Here is a 13902-nt window from a genome sequence, read left to right as displayed (position 1 = left end):
CCAGGTTCCAGCCCCGGCTGGCCTGGGGTTCACTCGTTGCCGCGGGTGTCAGCGCGGGCGCTTCTCGCAGGCGACGCCGTCGCCGTCGCCATCATGCTTCGACTCGTAACCGGGGTCGCCGCGGCGCAGGGGCGCGGCGCCCGCATCCCATGCCTCCCGGCAGTTCTTGAACCGCACCGAGCCGCCGCTCGGCTCCCGCCCGGAGGCGGGCTTCTTCTGGGAGTCGCCGACGACGCCCTGCTTCTGCTCCTTCTTCGGAGCGGCCGGCTTCGGCGACGAAGCGGGCTGCTTCTTCTTCGGTTCGCTGGTCGTCGAATCGCTGCCGCTGACAGGCTTCGGGCGCTCCCCTTCGCCGATCACGTCCCCCTCACCGCGGCCCGGCCACGCCAGGGACGCGCTGGAGTAGGTCTTCTGGTCGGGGCAGGAGGTGAGGATGCGCTCCATCGCGTCGCGCTCCGGCGGGGTCACCCACAGACCGTACTTCTTCTTCACGGAGATCTGCCGCGCCACGTATTCGCAGCGGAACGCCGTGTTCGGCGGCAGCCAGGTCGCGGCGTCAGCAGAGCCCTTCTGCCGGTTGAGGGATGCATCCACCGCGATCAGGTTGAGGGGGTCGTTCGCGAGCTCCACACGCTTCGCACTACCGAAGCGGAACGCACCGGTGACGTGCGCGTTCTGCAGGGCCACGATGTGGTCGATGTCCGCGTCGGAGGGTTCGTCGAAGGTGATGACCTTCCCGGAGTACAGGTCGGTGAACTGCCCGGCCGCTACCACGCAGCCCCTGGTGCCGCGTTTGAGGATCACGGCCTGGAGGTCGCGACGCAGCACGTCGTTGCGGGTGTCGCAGCCGTTGTGGTCGGTGTCCTGGCGCCACTGATAGTCGTCCCGGTCATACCCGGTTTCGGGTGCGCGGCCCTTCACCTCGAGGGTGCGCAGGGTCGCGAGCGCGGTCCCGTCAGCCGGGGCGGGGGAGCCCTTCTGAGCGGGGGCGGCCGACGGGGTCTGCGCGGTGGACGGCTTCGCCGCCGGGGTTGGGGCCGCGCTCGAGGCGGCGGGAGTGGTCGGCTGCGCGGTCGCGGTGGCCGACGGCGTCGGGGAGGCCGACGGGGGCGCGGACGCAGGCGTCGCCGTGCTGGGCTCGCCGGTGGGGGCTTCGCTCAGTTCTATGCCGGGGCGGGTCTGCTCAGGGCTCGCGGTGGTGTCGCCGGCGATCACGCCGATCGCCACCAGCAAGCCGATGAGGAGGACCATCAGCGCAGTGCAGCAGCCGGTGCCGCAGCCGATGAGGCGGCGGGTTTCAGGGGGAAGAGACACGAACCGTCCGATCATTGAAGCAGCAGTGAGGAACCAGCGTACTGCGCTGTGCGGCGCGGATCGGACTGCCGCGCCGCAGTGGTCTCACGGACCGTTGCTACCGTGGCCTCATGTCCGATCTCGTCCGCGTCCGCGACGCCCACCTGCACAATCTCCGCCACGTGAACGTCGACTTCCCCCGCGGGAAGGTCGTGGCGTTCACCGGGGTCTCCGGCTCCGGCAAGTCCTCGCTCGCGTTCGGCACGGTCCACGGCGAATCGCAGCGCCGCTACCTGGAGTCCGTGGCGCCGTTCGCGCGCCGCCTCATCGGCTCAGCGGTGGACCCGCAGGTGGAGCACATCGACGGCATCCCACCCACGGTCGCCCTCGAGCAGCGCACCGCCGCCGGGGGCGCCCGCTCCACAGTCGGCACCCTGACGAACCTCTCGAACTCGATCCGGCTGCTGTTCTCCCGCGTGGGCACCCATCCGGACGGGCTCCAGCTCTACTCCGACTCCTTCTCCCCCAACACCGCCGAGGGGCAGTGCCCCCGCTGCCACGGCGCCGGCTACCTCATGGAGCCCACGGAGTCCTCCATGGTCCCGGACCCGACCCTGTCCATCATGGACGGCGCGATCGCATCCTGGCCCGGCGCCTGGCAGGGCAAGAACTTCCGCGACATCCTCGCCGTCCTCGGCGTGGACGTCCACGCCCCCTGGCAGGACCTCCCGCAGGACACCCGCGACTGGGTCCTGTTCACCGATGAGACCCCCGTGGTGACGGTGACCCCGGAGCGCTCCCCCTCGCAGACGCAGCGCACCTACCAGGGCCAGTGGATGAGCGCCGCCGACCACCTGAAGAAGTCCGCCGCGAACTCGAAGTCCGAGCACACCCGCGCCCGCGCCCTCAAGCACATGAACCGCAGCACCTGCCCCGACTGCCGCGGCCACCGCCTCACCCCCGAAGCGCTCCGCTTCCGGTACCTCAACCGCTCCATCGTCGGCATGACCGCTATGCCGCTGGAGGACCTGCGCGCCCTCCTCACGGACCGCGCCGAGCGCGCCGGTGACCCCACCACCCCGCAGGAGGAGGCGGAGCGGATCCTGCTGCCCACCGTCCTGCCGGTGCTGGACGCCGTCACCGGCCTCGGCCTCGGACACCTCAGCATGGACCGGCAGGCCCGCACTCTCTCCACCGGCGAGCTGCAGCGCCTGCGCCTGGCCGCCCTGCTGCGCTCCGGCCTGTTCGGCGTCGCCTACGTGCTGGATGAGCCGTCAGCAGGCCTGCACCCCAGTGAGAAGGGGATCCTGCAGGACCTGTTCACCGACTTCATCGAGCAGGGGAACTCCGTGCTCATCGTGGAGCACGACATGTCCCTCGTTGCGCAGGCGGACTGGATCGTCGATGTGGGGCCCTGCGCCGGTGAAGGCGGCGGCGAGGTCCTGTTCTCCGGCCCGACGGATGAGCTGGAGTCCGTCGGCGCATCCCAGACCGCGCGTTACCTCGGGGCCGAGAAGCCCCAGCCGACCGGACCCGGCGACGCCCGGGCCGCGGCGGGCGAACTCGTCATCACCGGCGCGAGTGCCCGCACCCTCCAGAACGTGACCGTCCGCGTCCCCTTGGGCACGCTGACGGCGATCACCGGCCGCTCCGGCGCCGGCAAGACCACCCTGCTGACGGAGGTGATCGGGCGGGCCCTCAGCGAAAACGTCCGCACCACCGTCAACGACGACGACCCCGCTGATGCCGCGGACCCCGTCGGCCCCGACACCGACGACTCCGCCCCGGTGCTCGGCGGCGTCACCGGCGCGGACCGGGTGAACCGGCTCGTGCACATCACGCAGAAGCCGATCGGCCGCACGCCACGGTCCTGCCTCGCCACCTACACCGGCCTGTTCGACCGGGTGCGGCAGCTGTTCGCCGGAACCGAGGAGGCGAAGCGACGCGGCTGGGGCGTGGGCCGCTTCTCCTACAACTCCCCCGAGGGCCGCTGCCCCGACTGCTCCGGAGTCGGCCAGATCGAAGTGGAGCTGATCTTCCTGCCGGGCAGCTTCACCACCTGCCCCACCTGCCACGGGCAGCGCTACGCCCCCGACACCCTTGACGTGCAGTGGAACGGCCTCACCATCGCCGATGTCCTCGCCCTCACCGTGGATGACGCAGTGGAGGTGTTCGCCGAGGACCAGCGGGTGGCGCGGGCGCTGCGGGCCCTGCAGGCGATCGGGCTGGGGTACCTGCGGCTCGGGCAGAGCGCCACGGAGCTGTCCGGCGGCGAGGCGCAGAGGATCAAACTGGCCACGGAGCTGCAGCGCACGGCGCGCGGCCGCACCGTCTACCTGATGGATGAGCCGACCACGGGCCTGCACCCGGCGGATGTGGACCTGCTGGTGGCGGAGCTGAACCGCCTGGTCGACGCGGGCGCCACCGTGATCGTGGTGGAGCACGACATGCGGGTGGTCGCCGGCTGCGACCACGTGATCGACCTCGACGCGGGCAGGATCGTCGCCGAGGGCACTCCCGCTGTCGTGGCGGCCTCGGGAACTGCGACCGGCGACTGCCTCTGACTCGCGCCGTTCCAGCCGGGGCGCTCCCGTGCATCCCGCCGGGCCTCAGCGGCGGGGCGGGCCGACGGGGTCAGTCGTCCCGCAGGTCCGGTTCCTTCACGCCGCGCACCTGCGCCCACATGCCGACGATCACCAGCACGCCGCACACCGCGATCAGCAGGCGCAGGATCGGGCTGGACCCATCGGACCCCACCTGGGCGACGAACGGCGCCAGCACCGCGGCGAGGATCGCCGCCGCGGCGACGCCCGCAGCGGTCGCCTGCGCGATCAGCGCCGTGACGCGGGCGGATGCTGCATCCACGGTGACAGCGGAATGGCCCCAGGAGCCGCGGCCGCCGAAGCGGTCCGCGTGGTACTCGGCGAGCGCCGCCACCGCGGTGCGCTCCCGCACCGCCGCCACCACGGTGAGGGTCGCGGCCGCGGCCGCGAGGACCGCGACGTAGGACTGCAGGGCGGCGCCGCCGATGCCGAACGCCGCCACGCTGATGCCCGCGGGAGCGAGCAGCACCGGCACGAGCGCGAGCGTGCGGCCGCGGACCGCGCGGGACTCCAGCGGCGCGTCAGCGCCCGAGTCAGCGGCGTCGCGGGCATCGAGAACGGAGTCCGCGGTGGTGCGGCGCAGCGCCTCCGCGAGCAGCCCGGCGAGGATCGCGGCGCTGACCAGGCCCAGGAGGCCACCGGCGAGGATCGTCGGTGAGGAGAGGGCGTCGCTGCGCAGGGCGCGGTCCTCCCACAGCACCGGCAGGCGCTTCGTGCCGCCCAGAACGTTCGAGATCGGCACCAGCAGACCGATCAGCGCACCACCGAGGACGGCCCCCGTCAGCACCCGTGAGCGCGCCTCGCCGAGAGCGGACAGCACCACAGCGGCGGCGAGCGCCGCGGCGAGGGTGAGCATGAGCGCGAACTCCCGGTTGCCGGTGGTGAGCACCAGCAGACCGGTGCCGGCGGCGGCGAGGACCGCGCCGCTCACCGTGACGACGAGGGCGGTGGTGCCGAACCCTGCGAGCTGCGCGCCGATGTGGCCGGTGCGGCCGGTGCGGGCCTGCCGCTGCACCAGCTCTCCCGCGGTGATGCGGTGGCTGAGGACGGCGATGGCGAGAGCGGAGAGCGCGCCGATGCCGAGGGCGATGCCGATGAGGGCCGACGGGTTCTGCCCGTGCAGCACGATCTCGTCGGCGACGCGCTGCACCGCCGGGGAATCATCGAGGCCCTCCTGGAACTGGTGGAAGTTCCGCGCCATCTCCTCCATCTGCGGCTCCAGCACATCCCGGTTCAGCGGGGCGGGCGGGGACCCGTCGGGGTTCGGGGAGACGAACATCGACAGCAGCAGCGGATCGTCGTAGAAGCCGTGCCCGGCCTGCGCCATCCGCAGCTGGGAGTACCGGCTCGGCAGCCACAGCACCAGTCCGGCGATGAGGCCGGCCAGCGGGATCCCGGCACCGATCGCGGTGCGCAGAACCGCCGACTGCGGGAACAGGCGGCCCAGCAGGTGCGGCAGGACAGCCGCCACCTGGATCGCGATCACACCGATGAGGCCGAGGATGACGGCGTGCACACCGATGAGGGGGCCGCCGGCAGTGATCACAGCACCCGGCAGCAGCAGCGCGAGGACGGCCCGCAGGAGGGTGCCGGACGCGCGGTCGAGTGCGGCGTCGGCCCGCTCCGCGGAGGCGCCGGGCGCGACCTTTTCTTCGCGCTCCAGGACCCCCACCAGCAGGTGGGCGCTGATCGCTCCGACGCCCGTTACCGACCGCACCGCCTGCAGGGCGGCGAGGAACAGGGCGAGGCCGCCCGCCGCGGTGATCAGCGGGATGCCCGCGCTCGCCTGCAGCAGGAACACGGCGATCGCGGTGAGCAGACCGGCAGCACCCAGTGCTGACGTGTCCGGCGCTGCCGTCTCCGCGGCCGCGGTGCCCGGCTCGCCGGAGCCGGGTTCAGGTGCATCGGCGGCGTCCACGGGCGGGACCGCCGACGCCAGCGGGGTGATCATCCGCCAGGTGGTGAGCACACCCACCAGGATGCCGACGAGCAGAGCACCCGCGCGGATGAACCGCACGTCCATCCCGCCGGGCACCACCAGCAGCAGCACCGCGATGATGACGCCACCGATGAGCGCGGGACGAGCGGCTGCGTTCAGCAGGTCCGCGAGCGCCAGCCGCAGCGTGGAATCGGGACGGGCCGCGCCGCGGCGCTCCAGCACCAGCGGCACCACGATCAGCGCCGCCGACACCACGGCCAGCGCGATCAGGGACCAGAGGACATCAGTTCCGAGCGAGAAGTCGGGCATCATCCAAGCAGTGAGAGGTCGAGGTGGTCAGGGGCCCCGTCGGCCAGCGCGATCGGCACACCCCAGTCCTGCTGGTGCATGTGGCAGGCGGGGAACTCGTTCGCCGGGTCCGCGTCGCAGCTGGCGGCGCGGGCGTTCACATGCAGAACACCCTCCGGGATCGACGGGTCCAGTTCGATCGTGCGGGACAGGTCCGTGCTGTCACCGCCGCCGCTGAGCAGCATCTCCGGCGGTGTCGTCGTGATCGACACCTTGGTGGCCGGGCCGTAGGAGTCATCCAGTTTGTGGCCCTCCGGCGGGGTGAAGAGCACGTCCACGCGCAGGCGCCCGTCGGCCGGGACATCTGTGACGGGACGCTGCGTCTCCTGCGCGCCCGTGTCGATGTACTGCTCTGCGGCGGGGGCGGCGGAGATCCAGTTGATGCGGTGCGCACCGGACTCCACCACCATCAGCTGCGCGACCCCGTCGATCGGGTCGGCGTTCTGCACATCCGACGGTTCGTTCAGGCCCGTCGCGATCGTCACCACGGAGTCCTGCGACGGATCCACGATCCGGATCGCGCCGTTGTACGTGTCCGCCACGGCGATGCGGCCATCGGTCATGACAGTGATGCCCAGCGGGTGCTGGAAGCGCGCCGTCTCCAGCGGGCCGTCCACGTATCCGAAGTCGAACAGGCCAGCACCCGCGAGGGTGGTGACGGCCTGGCGCTCATGGTCGACCATGCGGATGGCCGAGGTCTCGGAATCCGCAACGAACAGGGAGCCGGAGCCGTCCACGGTGATGCCGGACGGCTGCGCCCACCAGGAGTCGTGCAGGGGGCCGTCCACGGAGCCCTCCTGGGTGGTGCCGGCGATGACGCCGATGGCGCCGGTGTCGCCGAACTCGCCGTTGTCGTCGACCACGGCCGGGGTGTACGCCCACAGCTGGTGGATGCCGGCCATGGTGATCAGCACCTGGCGGGACACCGGATCGTACTGCAGGTCCCACGGGGTGGAGAGGCTGAACGCCAGCGGGCTGCCGGAGAACGACGCCAGCGGCTCCCCCTGCATCCACTGGCGGCCCGTGCCGGCGAGGGAGCGCACCACGGACGCGGTGCGGGAGCGCAGCAGGCGGGCATGGCCCAGGGCGATGCCGCGCAGACGGTGGTTCGCGGTGTCCGCGACGACGAGGTCGTAGCCGCACTCGTCGGCGACCTCGGGCGGCAGCACGGCAATGCCGTTCGGTTCGGCGAACTGGGCCTCGCCGGCCTCCCCGTCGGCCCAGCCGCGCTGACCGGTGCCGATGACCTCGGAGACCGTGGAGCCGTCCGCTTCGGTGATGACCACGCGGTGCTGGCCGGCATCGGAGACGGCCCAGCGGCCGTCGTTGAGGCGGACCGCCTTCGAGGGGAACCGCAGCGGCTGCAGCTCCCGCTCCTCGATGACGGTGGGGGCCGGGCCGCGGCGCAGGGAGCCGTCGCTCTCGCCTTCGGCGGCGAGGCGCTCGATGATGCCGCGGAGGTTCTCGCGGTGGCCCTCACCGGACATGGACGCGGCGATGCGGCCGTGGGTGTCCAGCACGATCAGGGTGGGCCATGCCTTCGCGCCGTACGCGGTCCAGGTGCGCAGCTCCGGGTCGTCGAGGACGGGGTGGTGGACGTCGTACCGCTCGCAGTTGGCGGCCAGGGCGTCCGGGTCGCGTTCGAACTCGAACTTCGGGGAGTGCACGCCGACCACCACGGCGACGTCTCCGAACTCCTCCTCCAGGGGACGCAGTTCGTCCAGGACGTGCAGGCAGTTCACGCAGCAGAACGTCCAGAAGTCCAGCACCACGACCTTGCCGCGGAGGTCATCGAGGGTGAGGGCGGCGCCGCCGGTGTTCAGCCAGGAGCGGCCGCGCAGCTCCGGGGCGTCGGGCCGCTCGGGCGTGGCGAGGGTGTCAGTCATGATCAGGGGTCTCCTCGGCGGTGGAAGGAACAGCGCCCAGCCTATCGGCGAGGTACTCGATCAGCCTGGGGTCGCACAGCGACTGCACCTGCACGTCGGCGACGTCCACGGGCAGCGCGGTGGAGGGGATGCCGACCAGGCGCATGCCGGCGGCCTTCGCGGCGCGGCCGCCGACGGGTGAGTCCTCGAACGCGAGGCAGTGCTCCGGTTCGACCCCGAGGTCGCGGGCCGCGGCGAGGTACATGTCCGGGGCGGGCTTCGGCCGCTCCACACTGCCGGCGGAGTGCAGGGAGTCGAAGAAGCCGATCAGGCCGCCCTCCTCCAGCTTCAGCTGCAGTTCGTCCGGGGACGAGTTGGATGCGACCGCCATCGGGATGCGGCCGTGCAGGGAGGCGAGAAGCTCGCGGGCACCGGGCATCACCTCGATGCTGCCGTGCAGGGACCGGGTGAAGTGCTCGGACACGTCGCTCTTCACCTGCTCGACGGAGCGGCCGGCTGCACCGGCGATGATCGTGGCCGTGTCGTGCAGGGTGGTGCCCATGATGGCGGCCTCCTGCTCGTCGGTGAGAGTGGTGCCGTAATCGGCGAGGACGGCCTGCTGGGTGCGGTTCCACAGGGACTCCGTGTCCAGCAGCAGGCCGTCGCAGTCGAAGACGAGGGCTCGGGGCGTGAAATCGGGGAGCATCCCTCCACTCTAGGCGCCCACGGCCGCGAACCCCCTCTCCAGGTCCGCGATGATGTCGTCGATGTCCTCCAGCCCCACGGACAGGCGGATGAACGAGGACGAGATGCCGAGCGCCTCCAGCTCCTCAGCGGTCAGCTGGGAGTGGGTGGTGGAGGCGGGATGCACCACAAGGGAGCGGACATCGCCGATGTTCGCCAGGTTGGAGAACAGCTCCAGGGCGTTGACGAACGCGGAGGCCTGCTCGAGGCCGCCCTCCAGTTCGAACCCGAGGACCGCACCGGCGCCCTTGGGGACGTACCGGTCCGCGAGCTCCTTGTACGGGGAGGAGTCCAGCGACGCCCAGGTCACGGACTTCACGCCCGCATGGCCCTCCAGGTGCTCGGCGACGGCGCGGGCGTTCTCCACATGCCGGTCCAGGCGCAGCGGCAGCGTCTCGATGCCCTGGGCGATGAGGAACGCGTTGAACGGGGAGACGGCGGCGCCGATGTCGCGCAGCAGCTGCGCGCGGGCGCGGCTCGCGAACGGCGCGGGGACGTCTGCGAAGCGCAGCCCGTTGTAGGACTCGTCCGGTTCGGTGAAGTTCGGGAACTTCTCGCCGTGGGCGGTGAAGTCGAAGGTGCCGCCGTCGACGATGGCGCCGGCGATGGCGGTGCCGTGGCCGCCGAGGAACTTCGTGGCGGAGTGGATGACCACGTCCGCGCCGTGCTCGAGGGGGCGCAGCAGGTAGGGGGTGGCGACCGTGTTGTCCACGATGAGGGGGACGCCGATGTCGTGGGCGGTGTCGGCGACGGCGCGGATGTCGAGGATGTCGTGCTTCGGGTTGGGGATCGTCTCACCGAAGAACAGCTTCGTGGTCTCGTCCGCTGCGGCGCGCCAGGACTCGGGGTCCGACGGGTTCTGCACCCAGTGGGTGGTGATGCCGAGCCGCTGCAGAGTGTGGGTGAAGAGGTTCGAGGTGCCGCCGTACAGCGACGGGGACGCGACGATCGAGTCGCCGGCGCGGGCGACGTTGAGCACGGCGAACGTGATGGCGGCCTGCCCGGAGGCGACGAGGAGGCCGGCCGCTCCGCCCTCGAGGGCGGCGATGCGGTCCTCCACGGTGCCCTGGGTGGGGTTGGTGATGCGGGTGTAGATCTGGCCCGGTTCGGCGAGGGCGAAGCGAGCGGCGGCGGTGTTCTGGTCGGGGAACACGTAGCTGGTGGTCTGATGGATGGGCAGGGCGCGGGAGCCGTGATCGGAATCAGGGGTCTGGCCTGCGTGGATGGCGAGGGTGCTGAACTTGTGGGTCATGGAGCGATCCTCGCAGCGCAGGCGCGAGCGGGTCGAGGTCCGTGAAGGAACATGACAGGGGCGCCCGTTTAGGATGGCTTCAGCTCAGCCTCTGCACGGAAGGTTTTCCCTATGCCCAAGAAGACGCTCGTGATCGGCGCCGGCCCCGCGGGCCTGGCCGCCGCGTCCTATCTGAAGCGGGCCGGCCTCCCGTTCGATCTGGTCGACGGTCGCCCTCAGGTGGGCGGCGTGTGGTGCACCGAGGCGCCCGACGCCCCGGCATGGCCCGGCATGCGGATGCACTCCTCGAAGTCGATGACGGAGTTCGACGGCCTGCGCATGCCCGTCTCCTTCCCGACGTTCCCGACCGCGGAGCAGTACGGCATGTACCTGCGGGCGTTCGTGGCGCACGCGGACCTGTCCGAGGAGTTCGAGCCGAACACGCAGGTGCGCTCCGCTCGCTCGCTGAAGGAGGGGCTGTGGGAGGTGGAGTTCTCCACCGGTGAGGTCCGCCCGTACAGCGCGGTCATCGTCGCCACCGGGGCGTCGACGCGCCGCATCCTGCCCACCCAGCTGCGCTGGGATGTGGAGGACGCGGGTGTCCGCTGGATCCACTCCGATGATTACGCCGGCTCCGAGCAGACCCCGGAGGGTCGCGTCCTCGTGGTGGGCTCCACGCAGTCCGCCGCCGATGTCGCCGTGGATCTCGCTGGAGACCCGGACCGCCGCATCACGATGCTGTGGGAGGAGCGCCGCTGGGTGGTGCCCCGCTCGATCGGCCCCGTCCCGGCGGATGCGATCGCTTCGGCGAAGCCCGGGTTCCTCGGCCGCCTCAACGAGAAGATCGCGGCGAAGGCGGTGTCCGCTCTGCAGGGCGACCAGGAGGCGGCGGGTCTGCCGCTGCCGTCCACGCCGCTGCTGGAGTCCGAACCGGTGGTGTCCGATGAGCTGCTGCCGCTGGTGCGAGACCACCGCATCGCCCTCGCACTCGACGGCCGCCACCTGCCGCTGGAGTCGTTCGACCTGGTCGTGTTCGCGACCGGCCACGAAGCCGGGGTGGATGTCATCGACCCAGCGCTGACCGCGGACATGTACCTCGACACGTTCCCCCGCGACCGCGGAGACCTTGCGGTCCTCGGCCAGGTCAGCGCCACCACGGGCACGATCCCGCTGCTGCAGTCGCAGGCGGAGATCGCTGCCCTGCAGCTGCGCGCCCAGGCGATCGACCCGGCCGCAGCCGAGGAGTTCGCGCGCGTGCGGACGTCGTCCCGCGCCGGCCTCGAGGAGGGCCTGGATCAGGCCCGGTCGATCTTCGCGCGGGGCCGCGTGCGCCGCTGAAGCACCTGCACGATCGCGATGAGCGCCGCACCGGTCACGAGGGCCAGTGCGGCGCTTCGCTGATCTGCGAGCGCGTCGGCCAGCCAGGTGCGGCCGGTGGCGCCGAACCAGGAGGGCGCGAGCACGCGGTCGCTGATGGTGAGCGCGAAGCCCCATGCGGCGAACAGCGCCGGGAGGATGAGGACCGACGGGGCCCATGCCCGTGACACGGCGCCCCAGATGACACCGGCGACGACGGCGGAGAGGACCATCGCCAGGTGCGCGGTGTGGGTGTCCAGCGCTGCCCACAGCGCGGCCGGCCAGTGGTACCAGAGGACCATGATCGCCAGCGGCGCCGCGGTGAGGACCCAGCGGCGCCGCCCGGTGATCCGTGCGATCCACGCCGACGGCAGCAGGCGCGACAGGGGCAGGCCGACGGCGGCCAGCAGCACCAGGTGCTGAATGAGGTGCGCGGAGAACAGGACCTTGCCGTACACGGCGATGCTGCTGGACTGGATCAGCGCGAACAGGACCATTGCGGTGACGAGGGTTCGGCGGTGCGGAAGGTCCGCCCACAGCCATACGGCGATGAGGATGCCGGCGGTGAAGATCGCGAACACGTCCGGCCGCAGCTCGGTGAGGATCCCCCACTGCGGGTTCGGCGGCAGCGGGAACCCGGTGAGCAGGCCCGCCGGGCCGGGCACGACCTCCGCTTCGGGGGCGGGCGGCGGGGAGGAGCTCATGGCGGCGCCGAGGCCGACCGCGAGCATCATCAGCACGGCCTCGAGCCGGGCCAGGGCGATGAACCCGTCGGCCCGCTGGGCGATGAGGCGGCGCTGCCCCCAGCCGGCTGCCCCGAGCACGAGCAGCAGCAGGATCTTGCCGGTGGCGAGCTGCCCGTACGGGACCGCGACCAGGTCGTTGACGGAGGTGATCCGCACCCAGAGCGCCCACACACCGGAGAGGGCGAGGACCGTCCAGGCGATCAGGGCGACGGCGGAGAAGCGCCGGATGATGCGGGCGCGCAGGGCGGCATCGTCCACGCGGATGAGCTGCAGGAGCAGCAGGGGCCCCACCCAGACGGCGACCGCGGCGAGGTGGAACAGCAGGGAGCTGGTGGCGGTCTCGTGGTCGGAGCCGCCGGAGGCGTGGCCGGTCATGGCCTTGCCGAACAGGGCCAGGGCCGCGAGGGCGCCGGTGATGACGGCGGTGCTGCGGCTGGTGCCGGTGAGGGCGGTGACGCTGGCGGCAGCAGCGAGAAGGATGCCGACGATGAGCCAGCGGCCGAGGTCGGAGGCGAGGTAGACCGGCAGGTCGGAGCCGAAGCGGCCGGATCCGAGGGACTGCCCGGTGGCGAGGGAGTAGGACAGCAGCAGGTGGGCGATGTCCCCGAGGGTCCACACGACGGCGGCGCCGGCGACGATCTGCAGGATGCGGGTGCGCTGAGGGCCGACGGGTGCCGCAGCGGGCAGGATCCACGCGGCGAGGACGCAGCCGCCGAGCACCAGCAGCATGGCGGTGTCCACCACGGTGCCGACCAGCGGCAGACCGTACTGGGTGAGGGGGCCGGCGGCGTCGAACAGGACCGCGGCGCTGCCCTCGGCGAACAGAGCGCCCGCCGCGGATACGGCGAGCGCCAGGATCAGAGCGGCGGCGAGGACGATCATGGGACCAACATAGTGCCCACCCAGAACGCCGCCATCGCACAGCCCATCGACAGGGTCAGGTACCCCACAGCGGTGACGGTGGAGGAGCGGCGCACCAGCATCAGCAGCTCGAGCGCAAACGTGCTCATGGTGGACATGCCGCCGCAGAAGCCGGTGGCGAGCAGCAGCAGCAGGAGCGATTCCTTCAGCGGGTCGGTGGAGGAGCCGAGGATCCTCACCACCACGCCGAGCACGAAGGAGGCGAGGACGTTCGCGCTGAACGTCGCCCACGGGAAGTCGAGCAGGATGCGCTCATCGTCGGTGTCGCGGTCGATGAGAGTGAGCGACCAGCGGGTGAGCGCGCCGAGGCCGCCGCCGAGCATGACCATCGCCAGGGGCATCATGCGACCCTCCTCTTCGCTCCGGCGCGGCCCACGACGAAGCCGAACACGACCGAGAGGACGACCAGGCCGACGGTGAGGAACGCGTACTCCAGTGCCACCAGGGCGGCGTGACCGCCGATGATGGAGCCGACGCCGATGATGAACGTGGACAGGGAGGTGAAGCCGCCGCAGAACCCGACGACTGTCAGCGGCCGCACCCACCCGGGGGTGTCGGGGCGCGCGTCCAGGACACCGGCGATGAGGCCGGCGACCAGGCAGCCGATGACATTCGCGCTGAGGGTCGCGACGGGGATCTCCGCGAGCGTCGGCGTGACGGAGAACGGGTAGAGCAGTTCGAGGGACCAGCGCATCGCGGCGCCGAGGGCACCGCCGACGCCGACGAGCAGGGCGGTCAGCCCAGCGCCGGGTTCGGGCGCCTCGGCGGGGCGGTCATCGGCGAGGTCCGCGCTGGTGACGGCGTGGAACTCCGCCGTGTGCATCAGGTCGGAGCGGCGTGACGACCGTTCGGTCAT

At 71.7% G+C, this 13902-nt stretch carries 10 protein-coding genes; 2 read left to right on the top strand and 8 right to left on the bottom strand.

Annotated features, from left to right (window positions below):
• Positions 1-48 precede the first annotated feature (48 nt).
• A complete protein-coding gene (locus FHX50_RS07695) occupies positions 49-1314 on the bottom strand; it encodes a GmrSD restriction endonuclease domain-containing protein (protein ID WP_343064063.1) in 1266 nt (421 codons plus the stop codon).
• 110 nt (positions 1315-1424) lie between these two features.
• On the opposite strand from FHX50_RS07695, the gene FHX50_RS07690 reads away from it, so the two are divergent.
• Positions 1425-3857, top strand: a complete 2433-nt coding sequence (locus tag FHX50_RS07690) for an ATP-binding cassette domain-containing protein (RefSeq protein WP_183376276.1) — start codon at positions 1425-1427, stop codon at positions 3855-3857.
• A 70-nt stretch (positions 3858-3927) separates the two neighbouring features.
• Here FHX50_RS07690 and FHX50_RS07685 read toward each other — a convergent pair whose 3' ends face one another.
• Genes FHX50_RS07685 through FHX50_RS07670 form a run of 4 tightly spaced genes read right to left on the bottom strand, consistent with a single transcriptional unit; the run spans position 3928 to position 10044 of the window.
• Positions 3928-6144, bottom strand: a complete 2217-nt coding sequence (locus FHX50_RS07685; RefSeq protein WP_183376274.1) for a hypothetical protein — start codon at positions 6142-6144, stop codon at positions 3928-3930.
• Positions 6144-8069: a redoxin domain-containing protein gene (locus tag FHX50_RS07680; protein ID WP_183376272.1), complete on the bottom strand. Its 1926-nt coding sequence runs from the start codon at positions 8067-8069 to the stop codon at positions 6144-6146. Before FHX50_RS07680 ends, FHX50_RS07685 begins: the two co-directional genes overlap by 1 nt.
• A complete protein-coding gene (locus FHX50_RS07675; RefSeq protein WP_183376270.1) occupies positions 8062-8754 on the bottom strand; it encodes an HAD family hydrolase in 693 nt (230 codons plus the stop codon). Before FHX50_RS07675 ends, FHX50_RS07680 begins: the two co-directional genes overlap by 8 nt.
• A gap of 9 nt (positions 8755-8763) precedes the next feature.
• Positions 8764-10044 (bottom strand): O-acetylhomoserine aminocarboxypropyltransferase/cysteine synthase family protein, encoded by a 1281-nt coding sequence (locus tag FHX50_RS07670; RefSeq protein ID WP_183376267.1) that lies wholly within the window; start codon positions 10042-10044, stop codon positions 8764-8766.
• 111 nt (positions 10045-10155) lie between these two features.
• Between FHX50_RS07670 and FHX50_RS07665 the strand changes: the two genes are divergently transcribed.
• The gene (locus FHX50_RS07665; protein ID WP_183376265.1) at positions 10156-11361 is read left to right on the top strand and encodes an NAD(P)-binding domain-containing protein; all 1206 of its coding nucleotides are present in this window, start codon (positions 10156-10158) and stop codon (positions 11359-11361) included.
• Here the strand turns inward: FHX50_RS07665 and FHX50_RS07660 are convergent.
• Genes FHX50_RS07660 through FHX50_RS07650 form a run of 3 tightly spaced genes read right to left on the bottom strand, consistent with a single transcriptional unit; the run spans position 11319 to position 13902 of the window.
• Positions 11319-13007 carry a CopD family protein gene (locus tag FHX50_RS07660; RefSeq protein WP_183376263.1) on the bottom strand — a complete coding sequence of 563 codons (1689 nt, stop codon included), beginning with the start codon at positions 13005-13007 and terminating at the stop codon, positions 11319-11321. The genes FHX50_RS07665 and FHX50_RS07660 overlap by 43 nt on opposite strands.
• Positions 13004-13390: a fluoride efflux transporter FluC gene (locus tag FHX50_RS07655; protein WP_183376261.1), complete on the bottom strand. Its 387-nt coding sequence runs from the start codon at positions 13388-13390 to the stop codon at positions 13004-13006. Before FHX50_RS07655 ends, FHX50_RS07660 begins: the two co-directional genes overlap by 4 nt.
• On the bottom strand, positions 13387-13902 hold the full coding sequence (locus tag FHX50_RS07650; RefSeq protein ID WP_183376259.1) for a fluoride efflux transporter FluC: 516 nt from the start codon (positions 13900-13902) through the stop codon (positions 13387-13389). The genes FHX50_RS07655 and FHX50_RS07650 overlap by 4 nt, the downstream gene beginning before the upstream one ends.

Source organism: Helcobacillus massiliensis, from assembly GCF_014191425.1.
Classification (GTDB): Bacteria; Actinomycetota; Actinomycetes; order Actinomycetales; family Dermabacteraceae; genus Helcobacillus; species Helcobacillus massiliensis.
Note: the sequence above shows the minus strand (reverse complement) of the source record. Positions and strands in the feature narration are given on the sequence as shown.

What these genes read in the sequence shown, in the direction of transcription:
- FHX50_RS07690 (WP_183376276.1), top strand. Translation starts at nt 1,425, where the DNA reads ATGTCCGATCTCGTCCGCGTCCGCGACGCCCACCTGCACAATCTCCGC.
- FHX50_RS07685 (WP_183376274.1), bottom strand. Translation starts at nt 6,144, where the DNA reads ATGCCCGACTTCTCGCTCGGAACTGATGTCCTCTGGTCCCTGATCGCG.
- FHX50_RS07680 (WP_183376272.1), bottom strand. Translation starts at nt 8,069, where the DNA reads ATGACTGACACCCTCGCCACGCCCGAGCGGCCCGACGCCCCGGAGCTG.
- FHX50_RS07675 (WP_183376270.1), bottom strand. Translation starts at nt 8,754, where the DNA reads ATGCTCCCCGATTTCACGCCCCGAGCCCTCGTCTTCGACTGCGACGGC.
- FHX50_RS07670 (WP_183376267.1), bottom strand. Translation starts at nt 10,044, where the DNA reads ATGACCCACAAGTTCAGCACCCTCGCCATCCACGCAGGCCAGACCCCT.
- FHX50_RS07665 (WP_183376265.1), top strand. Translation starts at nt 10,156, where the DNA reads ATGCCCAAGAAGACGCTCGTGATCGGCGCCGGCCCCGCGGGCCTGGCC.
- FHX50_RS07660 (WP_183376263.1), bottom strand. Translation starts at nt 13,007, where the DNA reads ATGATCGTCCTCGCCGCCGCTCTGATCCTGGCGCTCGCCGTATCCGCG.
- FHX50_RS07655 (WP_183376261.1), bottom strand. Translation starts at nt 13,390, where the DNA reads ATGATGCCCCTGGCGATGGTCATGCTCGGCGGCGGCCTCGGCGCGCTC.
- FHX50_RS07650 (WP_183376259.1), bottom strand. Translation starts at nt 13,902, where the DNA reads ATGACCGAACGGTCGTCACGCCGCTCCGACCTGATGCACACGGCGGAG.